The following is a 22,477-nucleotide window of genomic DNA, read 5'->3' on the forward strand; positions in this document are numbered from 1 at the left end:
CTCATCCCCTCCACCGGCGCACGCGCTGTTCCGCCGCCGCCTCCTCGATGTCGCGCGACTCGAGTTCGGCGCGCAGGACCTCGTCGTCGAGGTATCCCTCGTCACGCGCGGCGATGAGTGCGCTGCGCTGCGCCTGGAGCACCCGGCGCCGCACCGTGTCGAACAGTGCCCCGGCGTGGTGCAGCGTCGTCGTATTCCCGTCGTCGCTACCGTCGTCCCCACTGCCGTCGTCGTCGCCCTCGGCCTCCTCGACCTGCGCCTGGGCGCGGATCGACACGCGCACCCGGTCGAGGGCGTGCGCGAACTCCTCCGGGTCGACTCCCGGGGGCGGACTGGCTGCCGCTTCGGCGAGAGCCCGATCGGCGGCGACGGCCGAGATGCGGCGCGCGAACTGTACCTCCCGGCGGCCGCGTTCGGCCTCCTCGTGGTCCGCAACATCGAGCCGTTTGATCAGGAAGGGGATCGTCGAGCCCTGGATCAGCAGCGTGCCGACCGCGACGGTGAACGCGATCGCCTGGATGACGCTGCGTCCCGGGAACGGGTCGCCGGACGCAGTCAGCACCGGGACACCGCCGGCGGCGGCGAGGGTGACGACGCCACGCATGCCGGCCCAGGAGACGACTGCCTTCTGCCGCCAGGTCATCCCGGCCTGCACCGCCGCCCCCTGTCCGGGGTCGGTGCGACTTCTCAGTCGACCCCAGTTACCGAACACCCACAGTGGCCGCAGGAGCATGGCGACCAGCAGCACCGCGAACCCGTATGCAAACACGTGGTAGACGGGAAGTCCCTCGTCAGCGACGTCGTCGATGACGAACTTGAGTTGCAGCCCCATGTACGCGAAGACGAACATCTCGAGCAGCAGGTCCAGGGTCTCCCACAGAGAACGCTCCTGGATCCTCGTCGGGATCGAGGCATTGGTCGCGTGATGGCCCATCATGAAGCCCGCCACCACGACCGCGAGCACACCGGAGGCGTCGATCTCTTCCGCGGCGAGGTAGGCCGCGAACGGCAGCACCAACCCCAGAACGGTTTCCAGCGGTGAGTCGAACATGCGGTCCCGGACGAGCCGGACGACAGTGGCCATCACGGCACCGATCGCGACGCCGCCGGCGACCTCGTAGAGGAAGAACAGCACTGGTTGCTCGACCAGCACGCGGGTTCCGGCGACGGTGCCGACGCTGACGGTGAACAGGGTCAGTGCGGTCGCATCATTGAGCAGTCCTTCGCCGGTGAGGATCGCCAGTACGCGTTTCGGCAGGCCCAGCTTGCGCCCGACGCTCACCGCGCTGACCGCGTCGGTGGGCGCGACGACCGCGCCGAGGACGAGGGCCGCCCCCAGCGTCAATTCGGGGACGAGCCAGTTCGCAAAGAACCCGACGACGAAGGCCGTCACCAGCACGAGTCCGACGCCGAGCCGCAGGATCGGGGCGATGTTACGGCGCAGGCTCGCGATCGAGAAGTCCAGTGCGGCCGAGTACAGCAGCGGAGGGAGCACGACCCCGAGGAGGATCTCGGGCGTGAGTTCGAGCCGGGGCATGCCGGGGATGAACGATGCCGCGGACCCGAACGCTACGAGGACGAGGGGGACCTGCAGATCCCGCCGCTTCGCCAGGCTCGTCACCGCGATGGCGGCGATCATGACGAGCAGTACCAGGCTCAAGCTCACCTGTCGATTGTGCCGCCAACTTCGCCCGGTCGGCGGCTACGGTGGGCGTCAGATGGTCATGACCTGCTAAAACGCCATATCAGTGCACGCCAGGCAGGTCGTCGCTCGAGGCGAACAGTCGACGGCGCTCACCGTGGATCCGTCCGGTCACCCACCAGGCGACCTCGACCAACAGCACGCCCAACAGCCCGATCACGAACCCGCCCGTCGTCGCGGCGATGTTCGACGGATCGAGCTTGAAGAACTCGCGGGTGAAACTGAATCCGAACAGAACGACGTACCCGAGCACCGAGCACACGAGCAGCACGATCTTCCACCACGTGTACGGGCGGGCGACGACGGCCAGGACCCACAGCGCGATCATGATGAGGGTGATCAGCGCCGTTGTTCCGGCCTGCTCCACTTGCTGCTCGCTGGCTTCGGGGCCCGCGTATGCGAACAGATACGACACGTATGTCGCGACACCGATGATGACGCCCGACGGGATCGCCAGCCGCATGACACGGCCGACGAATCCGGTGCGAGCACGCTCGTTGTTGGGCGCCAGCGACAAGATGAACGCGGGGATGCCGATCGTGAACCAGGCAACGATCGTCACGTGTCGCGGCAGGAATGGATACGGCAGCGGGTCGAAGTCGAAGATCTGCGCCACGATGCCTGAGACGCCGATGAGGAAGGCGAGGAGCACCGAGTAGACGGTCTTCGTGAGGAACAGGTTCGCGACCCGTTCGATGTTGCCGATCACGCGCCGGCCCTCAGCGACCACGTACGGCAGCGTCGCGAACTTGTTGTCCAGCAGCACGATCTGCGCGACCGCGCGGGTGGCCGGGCTCCCTGAACCCATCGCGACTCCGATGTCGGCATCCTTGAGCGCCAGGACGTCGTTGACACCGTCCCCGGTCATCGCGACGGTATGGCCGCGTGACTGCAGTGCGCCAACCATCGCGCGCTTCTGGTCGGGGCGCACCCGGCCGAAGGTGGTGGCCTCGTCGAGCGTGTCCGCAAGTACCTCGGGTTCTTCTGACAACTGGCGGGCGTCGACCGCGTTCTCCCCACCCGGCAGGCCCAGTGTCGTCGCGACCGCGCCCACCGAAACGGCGTTGTCACCGGAGATGACCTTGACCTCGACTTTCTGGCTCGCGAAGTAATCGAGGGTCTCACGGGCGTCGGGGCGCACCTTCTGGTCGAGGATCACCAGTGCCCGCGGTGCGACGGCACCGGGCGCATCCGGGGCGTCGACCGGCCGGTCGCTGCTGCCGAGCAGCAGCACTCGCAGGCCCCGCGCGCCGATCTTCTCGGCCTGCCGCGCCATGTCGCTGTCCGAGTCGAGCAGGACGTCCGGGGCACCGAGGACCCAGTTGCCGTTGCTGCCGTAGGACTGGCCGCTCCACTTCTTGGCCGACGAGAACGGTGCCACCGCCGTCGGTTCCCAGCCCGGATCATCGGTGAGCGACTCCCGGATCGCGAGCATGCTCGCGTTGGGACGCGGATCGTCCGCGGCCATCGCGGCCAGTGCACGGGCGGCCTGCTCGTCGTCTGGCTTGGCGGTGCGCACTTCGGCGAGCTTCATGCCGGTCTCGGTGAGGGTGCCGGTCTTGTCGGCGCAGACGACATCGACCCGGGCGAGGCCCTCGATCGAGGGCAGTTCTTGCACCAGGCACTTGCGCTGTCCGAGCCGGACCACGCCGACCGCGAACGCGATCGACGTCATGAGCACCAGGCCCTCGGGGACCATCGGCACAAGGGCTGCGACCATGCCGGTGAGCGCCGGTGCGAGTGCCTGACCGCTCGAGAACAGCTGGTTGTAGATGATCAACAGACCCGCCGGGACCATCAGGTAGGTGATGAACTTGAGGATCTTGTTGATGCCGGAGCGCAACTCCGAGTGCACCAGCGTGAACTTGCTGGCCTCATCGGCGAGCTTCGCAGCGTACGCCTCGTGCCCCACCTTGGTCGCCCGGTAGGCGCCGCTGCCGGCGGCGACATAACTGCCCGACAGCACCCGGGCGCCGATTGTCTTGGGCACCGGATCGGCCTCGCCGGTGAGCAACGACTCGTCCACCTCGAGCACCGACGCCTCGACGACGATGCCGTCGACCACGATCTGGTCGCCCTGGCCGAGCTCGATGATGTCGTCGAGCACGACCTCCTTGGGCGGCAACGGCGTCGCCGCCCGGTCACGGCGAACCACCGGCTTGGCCTGGCTGACGATCGCAAGGCGGTCGAGCGTCCGCTTGGCGCGGATCTCCTGGATCATGCCGACCACACTGTTGGCGATGATCAGTAGACCGAACATCCCGTCGACGATCGACCCCGTCGACAGCACGATGATCAGCAGGACACCGAGGATCGCGTTGATCCGGGTGAACACGTTCGCCCGGACGATGTCCTTGACCGAGCGGCTCGCTCGATCGGGCACATCGTTGGTCTGCCCGTTCGCGACCCGCTTCGCCACCTGATCTGCGGTGAGGCCGTCCTCGATGTGTCGAGGATCGGTGTCCAAGGTGCCGACAGCGGCACCTTCGATCGGCTCGTCCGTTGCCATGACACGAAGGCTATGCCAACCTGCCGCAGCCGCCACCGATGAGCTGCGTTCCGGCGCGGTCATGTCGATCACACGATCACCCGGGCCTCGGCACGGTGGTGCGGGTCAGGTGACCACGACGCGACTCAACCCAGGTCTTTCCACCACTTCTCTTGCATGCCCGGACGCATCGCGTCGACGCGCTGGCCGACCATCGGAACCGACATCTCCACGCCGGCGGCGGTGGCTGCGTCGATCAGACGAGCGATCGGCTCACCCCACGGATGGAATGCGAGGTTGAACGTGCCCCAGTGGACCGGGATCAGCAGCGCACCTCCGACGTCGAGGTGTGTGCGGACCGCCTCCTCAGGATTCATGTGGATGTCCGGCCAGCGCTCGTCGTAGGCACCGACCGGCAACAGGGTGACGTCGAACGGACCGTACCGGCGGCCGAGGTCGGCGAAGCGTGGCGTGTACCCGGAGTCGCCGCCGAAGAAGACCTTTCGGCGTGGTCCGGCGATCACCCACGACGCCCACAGTGTGATGTCGCGCGCGAGCGCTCGACCTGAGAAGTGGCGAGCCTCGGTGCAGGTCAGGGTCAGGCCGGCCACCTCGGCGCTCTCGTCCCAATCGAGTTCGACGATCCTGGCCTCTGGGACGTTCCACCGTCGCAGGTGGGCGCCTACCCCGACGGGCACGACGAACATGGTGTCCTGGGTGCGGGCTAGGACCGTGATCGTCGCCTGATCCAGGTGGTCGTAGTGGTCGTGGGATATGACGACGGCGTCGACCGCGGGCAGGTCCGCCAGCGCCATCGGTACGGGATGCATGCGCGCCGGCCCCACGACGGTGGACGGCGAAACCCGTTCGCTCCATACCGGATCCGTCAGCACTCGACGGCCATCGATCTCGACCAGCGCGCTCGAATGCCCGAACCAGGTCACCGCCAGTTCGCCGGCGCTGGCTGGCGCCAGCGGCGTCGCGAGTGGGATCGTGCGTCGCGGCCGACCCGTACTTCCGCGCGTGAGAACGGCCTTCGCGAGGCCGGATTGCGAGCCGGACGGCAGTGACGAACCCGGGTCGGAATTGTGGAACCGGTTGTCGCGGTATCGCGGTGACGCCGACGCATACGGTTCGATGTCCGCACGGGACGCTCCGAGCGCCGGAATGGTTCCCCACGCGGCCCGTGCCACCCATCCCACACCTGCCGCCGCCGCCGCGACGATTGCTCCTCTGGCGATCATCGTCGTCCCCTCTATCGACCCCGGAAGTCGGGTTCGCGGTTCTCGAGGCGCGCTGCCCGCGCCTCCTGCGCATCCTCGCTGCCCCATGCTGCGAACATTGCGGCGAGCTGCTCCTCTGTCTGTGGTTCGCGGGTGCCGTCGTCGTTGAAGACCAGCTTGAGGTGCCGCAGAGACAGCGGCGCGAGTTCCGCGATGCTTCGCGCCCACTTCTGCGCGGTACCGATGTCACCGATCTTGTTCGCTAGACCGCGCGCGAAAGCCTCTTCCGCCGAGAGCATCTCGGCACCGAGAAGCATCGTACGAGCCGGGCCGCCGCCTATGAGGGACACCAAGCGATGCACCGTCCACTTGTCGACGGCGATGCCGAGTTTCGCAGCAGGGATACCGAAGCTGGCCTCGGGCGCGACCACGCGCAGGTCCGATGCGAGCGCCAACTGGGTGCCGGCCCCCACCGCGGGCCCGTTGATCGCGGCAATGACCGGGACCGGGATCGCATCGATCGTGTGCAACATGGCGAGCAGGTGATCGGTGAACCCCTCGGCATACACATCACCGGAGAGGTCGGCGCCAGCACAGAACGCGGTGCCCTGTCCGGTCAGCACGACCACTCTGGCCCCATCGGCTACTGCCTTCTCGAGAGCCTCGCGGAGCGCAATGCACAACTCGGCATTGAGTGCGTTGCGGCGATCCTGGCGCTGCAACTCGAGCGTGACCACGTGCCCGTCACGGCTGGTCCCGATCATCTGACCTCACTCGCTTTCTCGGACGCGGGCGCCGTCCACCGTGGACGGTCCCCGGCGGGTGCGATCCGAACAGTACCCGCAACGCGAGACCCACCGACCGAGCCCCGTGGAACAACGGAACCGCTGCGGGCGTTGCCGCAAAGTCGGACGGCAAATTCAGGCTATGACAGAACGAAATGGGCAGAACGGAGTGGGATGGACAGCGAGCTGGAAGTGGTCGTGATCGGAGCCGGTCAGGCCGGCTTGTCCACGGCCTACCACCTGCGTCGATCAGGTCTGGCACCAGAACGCGAGTTCGTCGTCCTCGACCACGCTCCCGGCCCGGGTGGGGCATGGCAGTTCCGTTGGCCGTCGTTGACGCTCCAGACCGTCAACAACGTGCACGACCTGCCCGGAATGCGGTTCGCCGAGATCCTCGGGCCCGGCGCCGACACGGTGCAGGCCGCCGACGCCGTCCCCGCCTACTACGCCCTCTACGAGAAGCGGTTCGAGTTGCCCGTACATCGACCGGTGCACGCCACGGTCGTGTCCCATCGCGACAAGCGGCTCGCCGTCGAAACTCCGGAGGGGACGTACCTGACCCGTGGCCTCGTCAACGCGACGGGAACGTGGGAGCGACCGTTCATCCCCGCCGTGCCCGGCGCGGAACGGTTCGAGGGCCGGCAACTGCACACACGCGACTACCGCTCGGCGCACGAGTTCGAGGGAAAGCACGTGATCGTGGTCGGGGGCGGGATCTCGGCCATCCAGTTGCTGGACGAAATCTCATTCGTGACGAAGACCACTTGGGTGACCCGCCGAGAGCCAGAGTTCCGAGAGGAACCGTTCACGCCCGAGCTCGGCCGTGCCGCCGTGGCACTTGTCGAGGATCGAGTTCGCCGCGGACTTCCACCGGGTTCAGTGGTGTCGGTGACCGGTCTGCCCGTGACCCCCGCGATTCGGGCCGCACGAGACCGTGGTGTCCTACACCGGCTGCCGATGTTCTCGGAGATCACCGAAACCGGCGTCCGATGGCTCGACGGATCCGAGCGACGGGCCGACGTCATCCTGTGGTGTACGGGGTTTCGTTCCTCGCTAGACCATCTCGCGCCGCTACGGCTCCGAGGCCCTGGCGGCGGGATCGCCATGACCGGCCGACTCGCGACGCAGGTCGCCGCGGACCCGCGCGTCCATCTAGTCGGCTACGGGCCGTCGGCGTCGACGATCGGCGCCAACCGAGCCGGACGTGCGGCGGCGCGGGAGCTGACGCAGTTCCTCGGGCACTGACGGCGGCAGTTCAGGCTTCGGCCTTCACGATCGGCGGGATCACGTAGCTGCCGTCGAATACGCGCTCGCGCGGGGAGTACATGCGCAGCAACGGCCGGAAGCGACCGGTCGGGGTGGGCAACCAGTTGGCTCGTGCGGCCGGATCCGACGGCTCGGTGGCGCTCAATGTCATGGTCAGTGACCCGTCGTTGCCGTAGACCAGTCCCGCTGTGCGATCCCCGATCGAGTACCGCTCGATGGAGTTCGACACGAGATGGAAGTGCGGCATGCTGTACATCGTGATCGACCAGAAAGCGTCGACGGGCGGCATAGGCGCGAGAGTGATGGTGTAGCGGCGATCGCCCGTCAACTGGTCGCCGTCGGAGTCCGCGCAGATCGGGGTATATGGGGCCTCATTCCCGTGGCTACCCCACAGCCCACCCATCGCCGCGGCGGCACGTACCCCGATTGCCTTGGCATTCTCACTGATTCGCCACTCAGGACTGCCGATCGTCCCGAACTCGAAGAAGTCGTTGTAGTCCAAGAACTCGAACGCCTGATTCCAGTCGTTCCTGGCGCGGGCACCCGCGCCGGACTTCAGAGCTTCCTCGATCCGGTCCCGCGCTTCGGCCGCGCCCTCCACCAGTAGCTTTGCCAGCGCGGGATCGGCGTTCGCGTACGGCGACGGACCCGCGTTCAGCAGCCCCAACGGCTCGAACGTCTGCTGCAATGCGATGTTTCGCGGCGCCGGCGGGAAGGCCTGCAGGTACATGCGCAGCTTCTCCCAGAACATCAGCTCGTCCGGCACCGCGGGATCTGGCACTGGTAAGCCCGCCGAGTCGTTCGCGAAGAGCGGGCTCAACGAGATCTGCTGCTGGAGCTTGCGGGCGCGACCGATATCGTCCAAGCCGTCGCATCCCCACCGCCCCACCATCGACACGATGCGGGTCGGGCAGTGAATCGAGGTGGCGTCGGCGGGTAGTGCACCCGGCCATCCCGGCGGAACCAAGACGAAGCGGCCGGCCTTGGTGCCCGTCGCGCGCTTGCCGATGTACGCGAAGTTGTTGGCCCACCCGTCGACGAACTGGAGTACGAAGTAGACTGCGGCGGTATCCGGCACATCCATGACCAACGGACCGGTGCCGAGGTCGAGCTGTGCGATCGAGCAGATCGTGTCGTTCTTGACCGAGACGAACGTATCGTCCGGACCGGCCAGGCCACCTGGATGGCTGAAGGAATTGAACGGGACAGCGGAACTCGCACCCACCCCGGTCGTCACGAACCGCTCCACCCGAGGCAGGTTGAAGACCGGAGCGAACCCGTAGACGAACGCCCTGACGACCGCCTCGATGCTGACCGCCGAATTCGAACCGACTACCGAATCTCCACTCGGGTGGGTCATGGCGATCATTCCACCATCGGCGACCCAGCCACGTTCGCGTTACGCCAACATTCGGTTCATCATGGTCTCGTGACCTCCTTCCCTGAGTGGGCCAGAGCCCTCGATCTCACCCCGCACCCCGAAGAGGGCGGCTGGTACCGCGAGACCTGGCGAAGCGACATCGATTTGCCTGGCGTCGCGTTGCCAAACATGTACGGTGGGTCGCGGTCGGCCGGCACAGCGATCCTGTTCCTCCTGGAGCCCGGGCAGCAGTCCGCGTGGCACACGGTGCGTGGCACCGAGATCTGGCTGTACCACCGCGGCAGTCCGCTCCTACTCGAACTCGCCGGCGACGGCGATGAACCTGGATCCGTGACGACACACGTTCTCGGACCGGACATTTCGTCCGGCCAGAGCCCTCAGGTCGTCATACCACCACGCTCCTGGCAGCGGGCTCGGCCGATCGAGGACGAGGCCGGGCTGGTCAGTTGCATCGTTGTCCCCGGCTTCGACTTCGCCGACTTCCGTGTCGAGGGGCAGGAGTATCCGATGCCCTCACCATCGCAGTTCTAGACGCAACGATCCGGATCAGCGGTGGCTGGGACGCACCGCCAGCAGCACGCCGAGGACACCACCGTAGAGCAGGTGTTCGACGAGGAAGGTGGGGTATCCGACCATGCTCGCCATGGTCCGGATGGGGTCGCCGCCGCCGAAGAGTGCGGCCGCAATGGGTAGGCCGACCCAGACACTAGCCGCGAAAACAACCAGGCCCCAGACGATTCCGGAGACGAACACGCTGATGCCGCGCAGTTTGGCGACCCACACCAGAAGGCCGAAGATCGCCCCGTACACAGCGCCGACCATCATGTGGATGACGGCACCGAGCAACGCCGGGCCAGCCGAGAAATAGAAGGAGTCGCCACCAGCGGCGCTCTGCATCGAGCTCATCATCGCGTCGGGGGCGATGAAGGTAGCCGCGATGTGATACAGGGGCGTGAAGAAGCCAGAGTCCTGGTACGTCGCTGCGGCGATCATCGCATATGCCGCCATCACGATCGATGCAGCGACACCGGCAAGGGCTCCCCGTGCCACGGCGACGCCGACAGTTCCACCGCCTGCGGCGCTCTCAGGTAGCGAACTGCTCGATGCTGGAGAAGTCATGGGAGATCCTTTCGTCTTGGGAAGGACGTTTCTCTCACCCGTAGTCAATCCCGTCGTGACGATTAACGAGCGAAGATTGTCAGCGTGCTGACAGGATGGGTCCAGTGGTAGGGGAGGCTGAGATGGACCGGACACAGAGGCCGTTCGCGCACTTGATGCGCGCGCTAGGCAGAGAGTCTTTCAGCGACGATCAGCTGCGTCAGGCGGCCTGGATCTCACGCTGCGTCGGCCGCGGTGCCACTGCGCCGCTGCGCGCCGATGACCTGGTGGCGTTGGCTGATCTGCTCGAGGTTCAGTCTTTGCCGACCGGGTCGGTGATGTTCACGGCCGGCCGTTCGGCCGAAGGGGTATGGATCGTGCGGGCCGGACAAGTGGAACTTGCGGTCGGTTCGGGGCGTCGTCGTGCCGTGGTCGACGTGCTGCGGCCTGGCGACGTCGACGGCGACATTCCACTGCTGCTGGACATGCCGTTGATGTACACCGCGCGAGCACTGACCGATTCCAAGTGCCTGTTCCTGTCCCAGATGGCGTTCGAGAAACTGCTGGCCGGGCACCCGGCGATCGCGCGCCGCTGGCTATCGAGTGTCGCGCAGCGCACGGCCGCCACCCAGACACGGCTGATCAGCATCCTTGGATGCTCACTGTCGATGCAAGTAGCTCAACTGCTGCACGACGAGGCGATCGACGGAACCGTGCTACTGGCCCAGCGAACGCTGGCAGCGATGCTGGGCGTGCAGCGGCCGTCGCTGAACAAGATCCTCAAGGACTTCGAGCGGGAGGGGCTCATCGCGACACGTTATGCCGCCATCGACATCGCCGATCCGGACCGGTTGCGCGCCCTCGGACAGACCAGATCCGGGTGAGTCCAGATGGTGCCGACGGGTAGCGCGGATGGGTCTGTGTTTGACTGATACTCATGGCGAAGCTGAACATAGGCGACCGCTTTGCACCCCACCGCCTAGAGACCATTGACGGGGACACCGTTGCAGTGCCCAGCCCAGATCGGCTGATCCACTTGCAGTTCCGCCGCTATGCGGGCTGCCCGGTCTGCCACTTGCATCTGCAGTCGATTCTGAGGCGGTACAAGGAGATCACGGCCGCTGGTGTGACGGAGGTCGTGGTGTTCCATTCCGCCCCCGAGGCGCTGCGCCGCTCTTTGGCCGACATGCCGTTCGCCGTAGTAGCGGATCCGCAGCGGAGCCTCTACTCGGAAGTCGGCGTCGAATCGGACCCCACCGCGATTGCACACCCACGGGTTTGGCTTGCCGCGGCACTCGGTGCGGCTCGCCAGCGCTCGATCAGCTCTGCCCTCGGCCGGGGTGAGGACCACTTCGGAAAGCCCGCGGACTTTCTCATCGCCTCCGACGGCCGCATCCTGGCTCGCAAGTACGGCACGCACGCCGACGACCAATGGTCGGTCGACGAGATTCTCACGCTGGCAGATCAATTGCACTCGCCCTGAGGCACCGGCGAAATCGTCCGGAGCCGACATTCGAGCGCGGTACCGCACACCGCGCTATTCGGGTTCGCCCTCGACCTGGATGCCGTTCCAGAATGCAACGTGGTCGCGGATCTGGCTGGCCTTCTCTTTCGGTTCGGGGTAGTACCAAGCCCCGTCCTCGTTCGTTTCCTCGCCGACCGTGACGTGGTAGTAGCTGGCAAGCCCCTTCCAGGGACACACCGTTTCGGTGCCACTGTCGATGAAGTACTCGCGGCGTAGCGACTCCGGCGGGAAGTATTGGTTGCCCTCCACCTCGATCGTTGACGGCGCCTCGGCGATCACCGTGCCGTTCCAGATTGCGCGCATCATTTCGTGCATCCTCCTTCACGGGTTCTTCCTACATTCGAGCCTTCCACGACCTACTGCATGTGTCGACTGTCGGCGTGATGACACGACCGGGGTAGCCCGTCAGGAGAACGACAGCCTCGGTCCGGTCAGCCCTGGGCCGGGGCCGGTTCTCTGTCGCCACGCGACACCGAAACATGTTGAGTGCCTGTGCCCTTGCGGGGATCGACGAAGAACAGCACGGCTACGAAGCCGAGCAGCAGCGCGGCCGCCGGAAGCATCGTCGACTGCGCCATCGCGGTCGAGAACGGCTCGCGGACCAGTTCCGGTAGCTGACCGACGTGGAAGCCCTCACCCACCGGAGCTGCACCAGCGCCACCGGCGACACCGGCGCTGGACACTTCCACAGTGATCCGCGACGTCATGAGTGCACCCATCGCGGCGCTGCCGAGAACGGCTCCGACCTGACGGGTGGTGTTGTAGACACCGGATCCGGCGCCGACGTGCGCGGGCGGCAGGTTGCGGGTCGCCGTGGCGGCCAGCGGCGCCCAGATCAAGGCGTTGGATGCGCCGATCGCGGTTGTAGATGCCAGGATCTGCCAGATAGGCGTCGACGGGGTCAGCTGTGTCGCCAGCCAGGCGATGGACAGAGCGAACATCAGGAAGCCTGGACCGGCTATGTACCGCGGGTGGGTCCTGTCGACCAGCCGTCCGACGAAGGGCGCGAGGATGGCGGTGACGACGGCCAGCGGGGCCATCAGCAGCGCCGAGCGGGTCGGCGACAGTCCGGTCACGCTCTGCGCGTAGAACATGAACGGCAGCATTACCGAGGTGACGGCAAACCCCATCGTCGCGATGCCGACGTTCGCAACCGAGAAATTTCGGTCCTTGAACAACCCGAGCGGCACCAGCGGTTCGTCCCGGTTGACCTTCTGCCACCATACGAAAGCACCCATGACCACCAGTCCTGCGGCGATCAGGCCCCAGGTGCGGCCATCCCAGTCGTAAGACCCGCCTTCCTGCAGACCGAAGACGATGCAGAACAGGCCGATGGCACTGAGCGCAACACCGACCGTGTCGAACTTGTGGTTGTTGGTCGGCAGCGACGGGACGAGGCGCCAAGCGAGCAGGAAGCCGATGGCGCCGACCGGGATGTTGATGAAGAAGATCCACTCCCAGCCGAGGTTGTCGACGAGGACGCCGCCGAGGATCGGGCCGACAAGGGTCGCGATACCGGCCACCGAACCCCACATACCCATCGCAGCACCACGCTTGTTAGCTGGGAAGATTCGCGTGATGACGGCCATCGTCTGTGGCGTCATCATCGCGGCGCCGAGGCCCTGGAACACGCGGGCGACGATGAGCATCGCGACGTCGCCGGACAGCCCGCACCACAGCGACGCGAGGGTGAATACGACCAGACCGATCAGGTAAAGGTTCTTGGGCCCGAATCGGTCACCTAGGCGCCCGGTGACGAGCAGCGGCACCGCGTACGCCAACAGGTAGGAACTCGTGACCCAGATGACCGCGTTGACGTCGGTATTCAGGTCGGCCGTGATGACCGGGTTCGCGACCGCCACGATCGTGCTGTCGACGATGATCATGAAGAAGCCCAGGCAGAGCGCCCACAAGGCCGGCCACGGCCGGATTTCGGTGTTCATCGTTTGCCCTTCCGATCATCGAGCTTCAGTGATTCGAGGAGTTCCTCGGTCACCCACGGAACGGCGCCCGCACGGACGCGACCGGCGCAGGTCGGACCCAATCCAGTTCGGCCCGCGTCATCACCCGGATGTACAAGAACGGGATACTAACGGTTCCCCACGGCTGGCTCGCACCGCACCGGCGGCCGTCAGCCGAAGGTCTCAGGGTTCCCCCCGAGCCGACCGTCGGGTCGATCGAGCGAACAGATCGCAAACATGTCGTCTGCGGTCAGCTCGAAGTCGAATACATCGAAGTTGGATGCGATGCGGTCCGGCGTCACCGACTTCGGAATGACCACGTTCCCGAGTTGGATGTGCCAGCGCAGGATCACCTGGGCCGGCGTGCGGCCATGCATGTCGGCGATCGTGCGAATCGTCGCGTTCGCAATGCTGGTCCCCTCCCCGAGGGGGCCCCAGGCCTCGGTGACGATGCCCATGTCGGCGTGGACCGAGCGCAGGTGTGACTGCACGAACTCGGGGTGCAACTCGATCTGGTTGAGGGCGGGGGTCTCCCCCACCGCCTCGACAAGCCGCTCGAGGTTCTCCTCGGTGAAGTTGGAGACGCCGATCGACCGGACCCGACCGTCAGCCTTCAACTGTTGGAACGCCTTGAACGTGTCGATGTACTGGTTCTTGGCAGGGACGGGCCAGTGGATCAGGTAGAGGTCGATGTACTCGAGCCCCAATCGGGCGAGACTGTCGTCGAACGCCCGCAGCGCCGAGTCGTACCCCTGGTCGGCGTTCCGCAGCTTGGTGGTGACGAACAGATCCTCACGGTCGATGCCGGAGTCGGCGAGCGCTCGCCCCGTCCCGGTCTCGTTCCCGTAGACGCTCGCGGTGTCGACGCTTCGGTACCCCACCGTCAACGCTTCCGAGACAGCGACGTACGCCTGGTCGTCGGGCACCCGGAACACCCCGAATCCTAGCTGCGGGATCGAATTGCCGTCGTTGAGAGCAATGTCCGGTACCGGATCGATCGAGGTCATACTCGGGCAACGAGAGCGACCGCCGGACAGTTCCCACAGCTCCGAAGCGAGCAACCGTGGACACCGGCGAATCCGTTGCGCCGCGACGGCGGCGGGGCCTACGTTCGATCCAGGCTGTCTGGTCGGAAGGGGCGGGCGATGAACCTCGGTTACCGGCTGGCGTATCGACTCGGCGTCACCCCATGGCAGGCTGGACGCAGCATCTTCGGCAGGCAGCTCGACAGATTGCTAGATGGCGCCGCGTCGCCCGCGCCGGGCGCGAAGGCTCTCGATCTCGGCTGCGGCACCGGCGACCACTCGATCGAACTCGCCCTACGCGGTTGGTCCGTTACCGCGGTCGACGCAGTACCCCTGGCGATCAGCCGGGCCCGCGCGAAACTGCCAATCGCAGGCGCCGACGTGAGATTCGTCCTCGGCGACGTCACCAACCTGCCCGCGTACGTCGAACGCGGGTACACCCTCGCGCTCGACATCGGCTGCTTCCACGGACTCACCGACGCCGAGCGCACCGCGTACGGCAGTGGACTGACCGCGGTCACCGATCCCGGTGCACAACTGCTGATGTTCTCGTTCTCGCCGGGCTGGCGCGGACCGCTGCCACGTGGAGCGTCCCAGCTCGACGTGGAGCAGGCACTGGACGGCTGGACCGTCGTCGGCGACTACCCGATCGACGCCGACGCGTCGCTCGGCCTACTCGCGAAGGCCGACCCCCGGTTCTTCCGCCTCGTCCGGAGTTGACCGCCACCGATGTCGGTCAGCTCGGTAATCGGCGGCCATACCTCATAACTGTGATGAGCCTGTCTGCCGGGCAGCCGCCCACTAAGCTGGAGAGCGGGGCGGGTGCGGCCAACGCGTCGCCTGTGGTCGATGTGGGGTGCGAGGAGACGGCCATGAACGATCCAGTCGCCGGCGCCGGTCCGGAGCCGGACAACGAGCAGGCGCCCGGCAACGAACAGAACAAAGACTCGACGCCGCATCGCGGCCCCGATCTCGCACCCACGCGGGCTGGGATGGCATGGACTGCTGTGGCGGTGGGCGCGATCATCGTGGTCGGCATGCTGATCTTCATCCTGCAGAACACCGAGGAGATCGCTATTGCCTTCCTCGGCTGGAACTTCACTCTCCCTCTCGGGGTGGCACTGCTCTTTGCTGCGATCGGCGGTCTGCTGGTCATGGCGTTCATAGGAGGGGCACGCATATGGCAATTGCGCAACGCCTACAAGACCGCCAGTGCTGAACCTTCCCGACGGGACAGCACCTGAACCAGGAGGCCGCCATGCTTGTCATCGTCGGATTGATCCTGCTGATCGCCGCTGTGGTCGTCGTAGTCGCGGCGGTGTCCGCGAACAGTGCGGACGAGCACATCCTTCCCCGCGAGTTCGAAGTTCTGGGCATCGACATCACCGGATCGACAGGTGAGCTATTTCTTTACGGCGCGGCGGTCGGAGCTGTCGCCATGCTCGGACTTGCTCTCCTCGTCGCAGGCATCCGCCGCCCAGCACACCGGGTGACGGCCCCTGACGAATCCTCGTGACCCGGCCGGCCGCAAGGGCTCTACCTGGTCACTCGCGACCGCCGGGTGCTGACACGATGTGTCACACCCGGCGGTCACGGATGAGCGAAGGCCGACTCAGGCAGTACCAGCGTTGATCGGCTCAGGCAGTACCAGCATTGATCGGCTCAGCCGATACGACACCTGAAACCGGCTGTCGCCCAGGTTTCCTCACCCGAGGAGCCCTTCCCCCAGGTACTCGCCCTCACGACACCCGGGAGGGATCGCGAACACCGCCGAACCGATCGGCGTCGACCACTGGTTGAACATGTCGGCCTCCGCGAGCCGCCGCTGCACGGGTAGGTACTGGACATCGACGTCGGCCTGGTACGCGACGAAGATCAAACCGGAGTCCGATACCCCGATTCCGTCCGGTGCCTCGTCATAGTTGTAGCCCCGCCGCAGGAACCGTTCCCGCGGCGCGAGGGGCCGGGCACGGGCGATGTGCGAGAACTCCGGGATGATCTTGAGCCCACCCGGTCCAACCGCATCGAAATCGGGCACGTCGAACTCCGATTCGCCGGTCAGGGGCGCGCCGTCCGACATTCGACGTCCCATCACCTCGTCACGGCCCGGACGGTCCAGTTCATCCCACCCGTCCAGATCGAGGCGGATCCGTCGAATCACGACAGACGTTCCCCCTGCCATCCACGGTTGCTCGACGCCGTCGTTCCACACGACCCGCGCGAAGTCATCGCTGCCCGCCCGTGGATTGATCGTGCCGTCGACCTGCCCCATGAGGTTGCGCATGGTCGTGCCCTCGGGTTCACTGCCCCGCGCGCGCCGGAACCCGCGCTGCACCCATCGGATCGTCGCAGTGTTCCGAGCATTCTTGAGCAGCACCCGCAACGCGTGTACGACGGAGACCGGGTCGTCAGAACCCACCTGCAGCAGCAGGTCACCGTCGTTCCACCGCTCTTCCAGCCGGTCGATCTCGAACGGTGGCAGCGGATTGCACCACGAGGGGCGACGGTCTTCGAGGCCCGCCGCCCGGAACACCCCTGGACCGAACCCGATCGTGACGGTGAGCCGGGCAGGCGCAGTTGCCAGATCGGGCTCGGTGTCAGCCAACGCACCCCGGCCCTCGGTGAGCCGTGAGGCATCATCGGTCCAGACCCGCATCAACCGGACCAACGCCGCGCGGTCGGCCCCGGGCACGAGATCGAGGCCGACGAACGTGGTGTGCGCCTGCGGTGGCGTCTCGATCCCGGCCTGGTGATCGCCGTGGAACAGAACGGTTTCCGAAATCTGCTCCGCCCCGGCCGGACGCGCGATCACGACCCCCGCACCGAGGCCGAGCCCGGCACCACCGACCGCGGCGGCACCGAACCCGAACAACTGCCGTCGGCTGATGTCAGCCATTGTGCGCCTCGCTGTCGCTGTGATCGTGGTCCGTCGTCTCGTACCCGTGATCGTCCGTCTCACCCCGGGTCTCACCGTGCGAGTCGTACTCCTCACGGGCACCCGTGAAGTCACGAACCTGCGCCGTGAAACCCGCGCTGGATCCGTCCGCGAACGTGAACGTGAAGTCCACGTCGGTACCGGCCTGTATCGGGGCCGGGAGATCGAACAGCATGATGTGGTCACCGCCCGGCGCAAGCTCGTACGAGCTATGGGCGTCCACGGTGATGCCGCCATCCTTCTCGCGCATCTTCATTGCGCCGGTGCCGTCGGCAGCCATCTCGTGCAGTTCGACTCGCGGAGCCGCCTGGGTCGCCACCGTCGTGAGTGTCACGGCGCTGTCTGAATCGTTGACGATCGTGCCGAACATGGCGGTCATCCCGCTGTCGGCCGCCTTGACCCACGAATCCCGCAGTGAGACTCCGGTGTCCGTACCGGTCGATCTCGTGTCGTCTGAGCCGCTGCTGCATCCGGCGAGGGTGAGACCGGCCGCAAGGGTGACGCCGATCGTGAGAATGCGGGCTCGGGTGAATGCCTTCATCTAAGTGTGCCTTTCGCATGCGGGCGCGCGGCAACCTTCAGAGGTGCGGGCGCTGCCCGGCAAGGGTGTCCGGGGTAACCCGGATGGGGGAATGCGCGTCGACGACGCTTTCGCGACGCGGTGAAGTGTGGGAAGTCAGCAGAACGCCGGCGGACCGCGGCGTGCAATCGATCCCAAGCACGGATCTGATACCACTGGGCGCACATCCGCGAGGACACGCGGCGCAGCCGGCTCGATCAGCACCGGTATCGAGGCAACCATCTGCGGGAGGATCCGGCGAAGCGCGGCGCAGGCGCGCGGACCGATGCGCTCGGCTGCGGCGATGAGTGCCGCGCACGCGAGGACCGCCGTGGAGTGCGCCAGAAGCATCGGCCCGGTCAGGTGAGATCCGGCGTGCATCCCGCCGTGGGCGTCTCCCAGAGACAACGTCAGGTGCGATACCGCCTGCCCGGCACCCAGCACAGGAACGAGCCAGCTCCTCCGAACGGCGAGGGTCGGCACCGCAGTCACGGCCGCGGCAAGTACAGCGGCGACGCCGACGAGCAGGAGGAGCGTGCCCACTTTCGGCATTGCGCCGCCCGCCAGTCCGTGGGCACCGATCGCAAGGGCGATCGCGGACCCGGCCACGGCGAGGCCACGCACTTGGCGGGCGAGCTCTCCACCTGGGCCGTTCCGCATGGCCAGAGGTTACTACAGGCCGTCGTACGGGATGTGATTCGGAATCCTCGTCCGTCTACTCGATTTGACAAGTTGTTGTGTTTTTACAACAGTTCCTTGCATGAGTCCGGCGCGACGTGGGGCGAATCTCCCCATCTTCAATCGAATCGCCGTGCTGCGCGCGGAACGCAGGATGAGCCGCGCGCAGCTCGCCGAACTGATAGAGGTGAATCCGCAGACCGTCGGGGCACTCGAGCGGGGCGACCACTACCCCAGCCTCGACCTCGCGCTAAGGATCTGCGCGGTGTTCGACCTGCCGGTGGAGGCTGTGTTCTCGCGCACCGAGTTCGGCCCCCTCAGCACCGAGCTGTACCGACCCGTCCGATCACAAGGAGTCGACAACGATGGCTGACATCGGCCTGCTCGAGCGGTATCAGGACTTCCGCACGAGGCGCTTCCTTCGCCACGCGGAGCGCTACCGGCACTGGCTTCCCCGGTGGCGGACCCAAAAACGGAGGCGCATCCTCGTCGTCGCACTCGCGGCGACGCTGGTGTACCTGGCGACGGCTGCGGCGGTGTGCCTGACAAACATGCGCACCGGCCCCCTGCTGGTGGCGTCGGCGGTCCTGGCCTTTGTGACTACCCGTGCAGTTCTGCAGATCGTCTCGGGTCGGCAGGGCGATGCGCCGCGCGACGCCCTCGACGAATGGGAGATCCAGCAGCGCGACAGTGCCCGATCGATCGGACTCACAGTCACCCAGTCGCTCACTGTCCTCCCCGCGATGTTCCTCATCGTCGCGAGTGGATACGACCTCGACATCGACCGCCCCAACCTCGCCTATGCCGGCGGCCTGTTCGTCGTGACCACACTCACCCTCGGCGCCTGCGTGCCCACGATGATCCTGGCCTGGACCCGACCCGACCCCGACACCGACCCCGACGACCACCAGGAGCCTGCATGACCGGCCAGACCCTCACCTTCGACGCGATCTCGAAACGCTACGGCGACGTCGTCGCACTCGAGAACCTGAGCTTCGACGTCCGCCCCGGCGAGATCTTCGGATTCGTCGGCAGCAACGGCGCCGGGAAGACCACCACGATGCGGATTGCGCTCGGAGTCCTCGCCGCCGACGCCGGCGAGGTCCGACTCGGCGGCCGAACCGTCGATCTCGAGGTGCGGCGCTCGATCGGCTACATGCCCGAGGAGCGGGGCCTCTACCCGAAGATGCGGGTGGGACGGCAGCTCACGTACCTAGCCGAATTGCACGGGCTCTCTCATCGTGAGGCAACCGAGTCGGCGCACCGGTGGACCGAGCGCCTCGGCATCGCCGAGCGCATGAACGACACCGTCGACGCGCTGAGCCTGGGCAACCAGCAGCGCGTCCAGCTCGCGGCCGCCCTGGTCCACGACCCGTCAGTCCTCATTCTCGACGAGCCGTTCTCCGGACTCGACCCTGTTGCCGTCGACGTCATGAGCGACGTCCTGGCGGAGAAGGCGAACACCGGTGTCCCCGTGATCTTCTCGAGCCATCAACTCGATCTCGTGCAGCAATTGTGCGACCGGGTCGGGATCATCACGAAGGGCCGGATGAACTCGATCGGCACCGTCGACGAGCTCCGCGGCACCGGTGAAGTACTCCTCGAGGTGCACGCACCCGAGGCTCCGGACGGGTGGGCCGATCACCTGTTGGGAGTGTCAACCGTCAGTCACTCCGACGGACGCACGGTGCTGTCGCTCGGTGCGGGTGCCGACGATCAGGCTGTGCTGCACGCCGCCCTGAAGACCGGGCCTGTGCGCGAATTCGCAGTACACAAGCCAACCCTGACCGAACTGTTCCGAAAGGTGGTGTCCGCATGAGCGACCGGGCAACGCTCCCCTCAGTCCGCGCGATCGCCCTGGTAGCCCGGCGCGAATTCGTGACCCAGGTGCAGAAGAAGAGTTTCCTGATAAGCAACGCGGTCGTCCTGCTGGTGATCATCGGCGGCATCGTCGCCGCTTCGGTCCTCTCCGGCACCGACGACGAGTCGAGCTCGAAGGTGGGAATCGTCGGTGACCAGTCGCTCAGCGAGGCACTCGTCGCGGCCGGGGACGCAGTCGGCAACCCCGTCGAAGTGACGGAGGTGGGCGACGAGCAGGCCGCCCGGCGCCAGGTCGAGAACGGCCACCTCGACGTCGCACTGCTTCCTGGCGCCGACGGAGCCGTCACCGCGATCACGAAGTCACAGATCGACGCACCGCTGCGGATCGTGCTCGACGGCGCGGTCGCCGCGCAGGCACAGACCGAGGCACTCGCGACGCAGGGAGTCGATGCCTCACAGTTGGCCCAGGACACAAGCTCCGCCGCTGTAATCGTCGACGCCATCGACCCGCCGGACCCCGAACGCGGACAACGTATTGCGCTCTCCATGGCCGTCGTGGTGCTCCTTTACATGCAAATTCTCGCCTTCGGTATGTACGTGGCCATGGGCGTCGTCGAGGAGAAGTCGTCCCGGGTAGTCGAGCTGCTGCTGTCGACGCTTCGACCGCTGCAGTTGTTGTGGGGCAAGGTGATCGGGATCGGTGCCGTGGGATTGGCGCAGCTGACCGTCTACGGTGTCGTCGGCGTCAGCGCCGGCACCTCGACGGGAGTCCTCACCCTGGGTGGCACCGCATGGGGCACGCTCGTGGGCACGCTCGGCTGGTTCGTCCTCGGCTTCGCGTTCTTCGCCGTTCTCTACGCCGCTGCCGGTTCGATGGTGTCGCGACAGGAGGACGTCAACTCCACAGCGATGCCGCTGACCATCCTGGTCATGGGGATGTTCTTCGCCGCGTTCTTCTCGTCGCAGGACCCGGAGGGCACGCTGTCGAACGTGCTCAGCTGGATTCCGCCGTTCTCCGCGATACTCATGCCCCTGCGCATTGCTGCCGGTGTCGCAACCCCAACTCAGGTCGTGACCACGGTGGCTTTGATGCTGGTGGTCACCGTCGCGATGTCTGCTGTTGCCGCCCGGATCTACCAGCGCTCGATCCTTCGGATGGGCAAGACCGTTTCGTGGCGCGAGGCCCTCGCCCGGTAGCCAGGCTTGGCCACGGCGACCGTCCCCTACTTGGGGCGCGGTCGCCGTTGGCGGTTCCCCGGGTGAAGGAAGGCCCATGTCCGGCAACAGAATTTCGGCCCCGAACCCGACGCCACAGCGTCGAAATTCGTTTGCTCCCACCCCGGCCGGGCTGCGCCTCCTGGCCGTGTTACCCTGCGGACCCGCGGTGAGACAAATGCTGGACACACAACTTGTGGGCAGCGTTTACCAGCACTGCAACGCTGATCCACCGCGGGTACGCCATTACACAGTGAACAGTCGGATGCAGGAGGATCGGTGGCCGCGACAGATGCGATGAAGACAATGCCCTGGATCGAGTGGCTGGACTTGGACACCGAACTCGGTGAGGACGGATCGGTGAGGTCCATACTGCGCCGCCCCAAGCCCGAGCACATCAACCACAATGGGCACGTCAATGCTCCAGTCATTTACGGCGTGGCCGAAGTTGCGGGAGCCGGCGCGGCGGTAATGGCTGCCGGCGCGGCCGCAACCAGTGCGTACATTGTCATCCGTAGCGCGACGATCGAGTATCAGCGGCCCGCGCAGGGAGGTATCACCGCCAGCGGCAAGGTCGATCCGTCGGTGGCTGCAGAGATACAGCGAGCTCTTCAAGCTGGGGAGGGTCAGGACGTCGACGTTGACGTCTCGTTGACAGACCAAGACGGAACGATCACTGGGGCTTGCAAGTTCGTGGTCAGCATGCGGCCGAACAGGACCGATCGCGGCTGATCGATCACTTCGGTTCCGAGCAATGAGACATGGTGCTCAGCCGAAGATGCCCTCGCCCGCTGACTAGGCTGGGTCGCGGCGAC

24 protein-coding genes are annotated in these 22,477 nt (G+C 66.2%); 12 read left to right on the plus strand and 12 right to left on the minus strand.

Annotated elements, in window-relative coordinates:
* Position 1: 1 nt before the first annotated feature.
* The 4 genes from EGT50_RS10025 to EGT50_RS10040 all read right to left on the minus strand — a co-directional run bounded on the left by EGT50_RS10025 (position 2) and on the right by EGT50_RS10040 (position 6,177).
* Positions 2-1,666: a Na+/H+ antiporter gene (locus EGT50_RS10025; protein ID WP_127953738.1), complete on the minus strand. Its 1,665-nt coding sequence runs from the start codon at positions 1,664-1,666 to the stop codon at positions 2-4.
* A gap of 79 nt (positions 1,667-1,745) precedes the next feature.
* Entirely contained in the window at positions 1,746-4,211 is a 2,466-nt protein-coding gene (locus EGT50_RS10030; protein ID WP_127953741.1) for an HAD-IC family P-type ATPase, read from the minus strand.
* A gap of 125 nt (positions 4,212-4,336) precedes the next feature.
* Positions 4,337-5,434 (minus strand): MBL fold metallo-hydrolase, encoded by a 1,098-nt coding sequence (locus EGT50_RS10035; protein WP_127953744.1) that lies wholly within the window; start codon positions 5,432-5,434, stop codon positions 4,337-4,339.
* A gap of 11 nt (positions 5,435-5,445) precedes the next feature.
* Positions 5,446-6,177: an enoyl-CoA hydratase gene (locus tag EGT50_RS10040; protein WP_127953746.1), complete on the minus strand. Its 732-nt coding sequence runs from the start codon at positions 6,175-6,177 to the stop codon at positions 5,446-5,448.
* A gap of 195 nt (positions 6,178-6,372) precedes the next feature.
* Here EGT50_RS10040 and EGT50_RS10045 point away from each other — a divergent pair, with 195 nt between their 5' ends.
* Positions 6,373-7,443 carry an NAD(P)-binding domain-containing protein gene (locus tag EGT50_RS10045; protein WP_127953748.1) on the plus strand — a complete coding sequence of 357 codons (1,071 nt, stop codon included), beginning with the start codon at positions 6,373-6,375 and terminating at the stop codon, positions 7,441-7,443.
* Positions 7,444-7,453: 10 nt separating this feature from the next.
* Here EGT50_RS10045 and EGT50_RS10050 read toward each other — a convergent pair whose 3' ends face one another.
* Positions 7,454-8,824 carry a DUF1254 domain-containing protein gene (locus tag EGT50_RS10050; RefSeq protein ID WP_127953751.1) on the minus strand — a complete coding sequence of 457 codons (1,371 nt, stop codon included), beginning with the start codon at positions 8,822-8,824 and terminating at the stop codon, positions 7,454-7,456.
* Between the two features lie 69 nt (positions 8,825-8,893).
* Here EGT50_RS10050 and EGT50_RS10055 point away from each other — a divergent pair, with 69 nt between their 5' ends.
* Positions 8,894-9,376 carry a cupin domain-containing protein gene (locus EGT50_RS10055; RefSeq protein WP_127953753.1) on the plus strand — a complete coding sequence of 161 codons (483 nt, stop codon included), beginning with the start codon at positions 8,894-8,896 and terminating at the stop codon, positions 9,374-9,376.
* 15 nt (positions 9,377-9,391) lie between these two features.
* Here the strand turns inward: EGT50_RS10055 and EGT50_RS10060 are convergent, their stop codons facing one another.
* Positions 9,392-9,964 (minus strand): hypothetical protein, encoded by a 573-nt coding sequence (locus EGT50_RS10060; protein WP_235870672.1) that lies wholly within the window; start codon positions 9,962-9,964, stop codon positions 9,392-9,394.
* A 122-nt stretch (positions 9,965-10,086) separates the two neighbouring features.
* On the opposite strand from EGT50_RS10060, the gene EGT50_RS10065 reads away from it, so the two are divergent.
* Together EGT50_RS10065 and EGT50_RS10070 are read left to right on the plus strand one after the other, a co-directional pair.
* Positions 10,087-10,827, plus strand: coding sequence for a Crp/Fnr family transcriptional regulator (locus EGT50_RS10065; protein WP_127953758.1), 741 nt, complete (start codon positions 10,087-10,089; stop codon positions 10,825-10,827).
* 53 nt (positions 10,828-10,880) lie between these two features.
* Positions 10,881-11,426 (plus strand): peroxiredoxin-like family protein, encoded by a 546-nt coding sequence (locus tag EGT50_RS10070; protein WP_127953761.1) that lies wholly within the window; start codon positions 10,881-10,883, stop codon positions 11,424-11,426.
* Between the two features lie 54 nt (positions 11,427-11,480).
* Here the strand turns inward: EGT50_RS10070 and EGT50_RS10075 are convergent, their stop codons facing one another.
* The 3 genes from EGT50_RS10075 to EGT50_RS10085 form a co-directional block, all read right to left on the minus strand.
* Positions 11,481-11,774: a DUF427 domain-containing protein gene (locus tag EGT50_RS10075; RefSeq protein WP_127953764.1), complete on the minus strand. Its 294-nt coding sequence runs from the start codon at positions 11,772-11,774 to the stop codon at positions 11,481-11,483.
* Positions 11,775-11,899: 125 nt separating this feature from the next.
* Positions 11,900-13,411, minus strand: a complete 1,512-nt coding sequence (locus EGT50_RS10080; RefSeq protein WP_127953767.1) for a DHA2 family efflux MFS transporter permease subunit — start codon at positions 13,409-13,411, stop codon at positions 11,900-11,902.
* A 188-nt stretch (positions 13,412-13,599) separates the two neighbouring features.
* Positions 13,600-14,436, minus strand: coding sequence for an aldo/keto reductase (locus tag EGT50_RS10085; RefSeq protein WP_127953770.1), 837 nt, complete (start codon positions 14,434-14,436; stop codon positions 13,600-13,602).
* Positions 14,437-14,574: 138 nt separating this feature from the next.
* Here EGT50_RS10085 and EGT50_RS10090 point away from each other — a divergent pair, with 138 nt between their 5' ends.
* The 3 genes from EGT50_RS10090 to EGT50_RS10100 all read left to right on the plus strand — a co-directional run bounded on the left by EGT50_RS10090 (position 14,575) and on the right by EGT50_RS10100 (position 15,970).
* Positions 14,575-15,174: a class I SAM-dependent methyltransferase gene (locus EGT50_RS10090; RefSeq protein WP_127953773.1), complete on the plus strand. Its 600-nt coding sequence runs from the start codon at positions 14,575-14,577 to the stop codon at positions 15,172-15,174.
* Between the two features lie 152 nt (positions 15,175-15,326).
* A complete protein-coding gene (locus tag EGT50_RS10095) occupies positions 15,327-15,698 on the plus strand; it encodes a LapA family protein (RefSeq protein WP_235870673.1) in 372 nt (123 codons plus the stop codon).
* A 14-nt stretch (positions 15,699-15,712) separates the two neighbouring features.
* Positions 15,713-15,970 carry a hypothetical protein gene (locus EGT50_RS10100; RefSeq protein ID WP_127953776.1) on the plus strand — a complete coding sequence of 86 codons (258 nt, stop codon included), beginning with the start codon at positions 15,713-15,715 and terminating at the stop codon, positions 15,968-15,970.
* Between the two features lie 189 nt (positions 15,971-16,159).
* Here EGT50_RS10100 and EGT50_RS10105 read toward each other — a convergent pair whose 3' ends face one another.
* The 3 genes from EGT50_RS10105 to EGT50_RS10115 form a co-directional block, all read right to left on the minus strand.
* Positions 16,160-17,350: a Dyp-type peroxidase gene (locus EGT50_RS10105; RefSeq protein WP_127953779.1), complete on the minus strand. Its 1,191-nt coding sequence runs from the start codon at positions 17,348-17,350 to the stop codon at positions 16,160-16,162.
* Positions 17,343-17,930, minus strand: a complete 588-nt coding sequence (locus EGT50_RS10110; RefSeq protein WP_127953782.1) for a copper chaperone PCu(A)C — start codon at positions 17,928-17,930, stop codon at positions 17,343-17,345. Before EGT50_RS10110 ends, EGT50_RS10105 begins: the two co-directional genes overlap by 8 nt.
* A 135-nt stretch (positions 17,931-18,065) precedes the next feature.
* Positions 18,066-18,608, minus strand: coding sequence for a hypothetical protein (locus tag EGT50_RS10115; protein ID WP_127953785.1), 543 nt, complete (start codon positions 18,606-18,608; stop codon positions 18,066-18,068).
* Between the two features lie 100 nt (positions 18,609-18,708).
* On the opposite strand from EGT50_RS10115, the gene EGT50_RS10120 reads away from it, so the two are divergent.
* The 5 genes from EGT50_RS10120 (at position 18,709) to EGT50_RS10140 (ending at position 22,394) form a co-directional block, all read left to right on the plus strand.
* Complete coding sequence (locus EGT50_RS10120) at positions 18,709-18,999, plus strand: helix-turn-helix transcriptional regulator (protein WP_127953788.1); 291 nt, start codon at positions 18,709-18,711, stop codon at positions 18,997-18,999.
* Positions 18,992-19,549, plus strand: a complete 558-nt coding sequence (locus EGT50_RS10125) for a hypothetical protein (protein ID WP_127953791.1) — start codon at positions 18,992-18,994, stop codon at positions 19,547-19,549. The genes EGT50_RS10120 and EGT50_RS10125 overlap by 8 nt, the downstream gene beginning before the upstream one ends.
* A complete protein-coding gene (locus EGT50_RS10130; RefSeq protein ID WP_127953794.1) occupies positions 19,546-20,445 on the plus strand; it encodes an ABC transporter ATP-binding protein in 900 nt (299 codons plus the stop codon). Before EGT50_RS10125 ends, EGT50_RS10130 begins: the two co-directional genes overlap by 4 nt.
* On the plus strand, positions 20,442-21,644 hold the full coding sequence (locus tag EGT50_RS10135) for an ABC transporter permease (RefSeq protein ID WP_127953798.1): 1,203 nt from the start codon (positions 20,442-20,444) through the stop codon (positions 21,642-21,644). Before EGT50_RS10130 ends, EGT50_RS10135 begins: the two co-directional genes overlap by 4 nt.
* 297 nt (positions 21,645-21,941) lie before the next feature.
* The gene (locus tag EGT50_RS10140; protein ID WP_127953801.1) at positions 21,942-22,394 is read left to right on the plus strand and encodes a YiiD C-terminal domain-containing protein; all 453 of its coding nucleotides are present in this window, start codon (positions 21,942-21,944) and stop codon (positions 22,392-22,394) included.
* Positions 22,395-22,477: the final 83 nt, after the last annotated feature.

The organism is Rhodococcus xishaensis, assembly GCF_004011825.1.
In the GTDB taxonomy this organism is placed as follows: domain Bacteria; phylum Actinomycetota; class Actinomycetes; order Mycobacteriales; family Mycobacteriaceae; genus Prescottella; species Prescottella xishaensis.

Coding starts and splice junctions, on each gene's coding strand:
- EGT50_RS10030 (WP_127953741.1), bottom strand. CDS start 4,211: ATGGCAACGGACGAGCCGATCGAAGGTGCCGCTGTCGGCACCTTGGAC.
- EGT50_RS10035 (WP_127953744.1), bottom strand. CDS start 5,434: ATGATCGCCAGAGGAGCAATCGTCGCGGCGGCGGCGGCAGGTGTGGGA.
- EGT50_RS10040 (WP_127953746.1), bottom strand. CDS start 6,177: ATGATCGGGACCAGCCGTGACGGGCACGTGGTCACGCTCGAGTTGCAG.
- EGT50_RS10045 (WP_127953748.1), top strand. CDS start 6,373: ATGGACAGCGAGCTGGAAGTGGTCGTGATCGGAGCCGGTCAGGCCGGC.
- EGT50_RS10050 (WP_127953751.1), bottom strand. CDS start 8,824: ATGACCCACCCGAGTGGAGATTCGGTAGTCGGTTCGAATTCGGCGGTC.
- EGT50_RS10060 (WP_235870672.1), bottom strand. CDS start 9,964: ATGACTTCTCCAGCATCGAGCAGTTCGCTACCTGAGAGCGCCGCAGGC.
- EGT50_RS10065 (WP_127953758.1), top strand. CDS start 10,087: ATGGACCGGACACAGAGGCCGTTCGCGCACTTGATGCGCGCGCTAGGC.
- EGT50_RS10070 (WP_127953761.1), top strand. CDS start 10,881: ATGGCGAAGCTGAACATAGGCGACCGCTTTGCACCCCACCGCCTAGAG.
- EGT50_RS10075 (WP_127953764.1), bottom strand. CDS start 11,774: ATGATGCGCGCAATCTGGAACGGCACGGTGATCGCCGAGGCGCCGTCA.
- EGT50_RS10080 (WP_127953767.1), bottom strand. CDS start 13,411: ATGAACACCGAAATCCGGCCGTGGCCGGCCTTGTGGGCGCTCTGCCTG.
- EGT50_RS10085 (WP_127953770.1), bottom strand. CDS start 14,436: ATGACCTCGATCGATCCGGTACCGGACATTGCTCTCAACGACGGCAAT.
- EGT50_RS10090 (WP_127953773.1), top strand. CDS start 14,575: ATGAACCTCGGTTACCGGCTGGCGTATCGACTCGGCGTCACCCCATGG.
- EGT50_RS10095 (WP_235870673.1), top strand. CDS start 15,327: ATGAACGATCCAGTCGCCGGCGCCGGTCCGGAGCCGGACAACGAGCAG.
- EGT50_RS10100 (WP_127953776.1), top strand. CDS start 15,713: ATGCTTGTCATCGTCGGATTGATCCTGCTGATCGCCGCTGTGGTCGTC.
- EGT50_RS10105 (WP_127953779.1), bottom strand. CDS start 17,350: ATGGCTGACATCAGCCGACGGCAGTTGTTCGGGTTCGGTGCCGCCGCG.
- EGT50_RS10110 (WP_127953782.1), bottom strand. CDS start 17,930: ATGAAGGCATTCACCCGAGCCCGCATTCTCACGATCGGCGTCACCCTT.
- EGT50_RS10115 (WP_127953785.1), bottom strand. CDS start 18,608: ATGCGGAACGGCCCAGGTGGAGAGCTCGCCCGCCAAGTGCGTGGCCTC.
- EGT50_RS10120 (WP_127953788.1), top strand. CDS start 18,709: ATGAGTCCGGCGCGACGTGGGGCGAATCTCCCCATCTTCAATCGAATC.
- EGT50_RS10125 (WP_127953791.1), top strand. CDS start 18,992: ATGGCTGACATCGGCCTGCTCGAGCGGTATCAGGACTTCCGCACGAGG.
- EGT50_RS10130 (WP_127953794.1), top strand. CDS start 19,546: ATGACCGGCCAGACCCTCACCTTCGACGCGATCTCGAAACGCTACGGC.
- EGT50_RS10135 (WP_127953798.1), top strand. CDS start 20,442: ATGAGCGACCGGGCAACGCTCCCCTCAGTCCGCGCGATCGCCCTGGTA.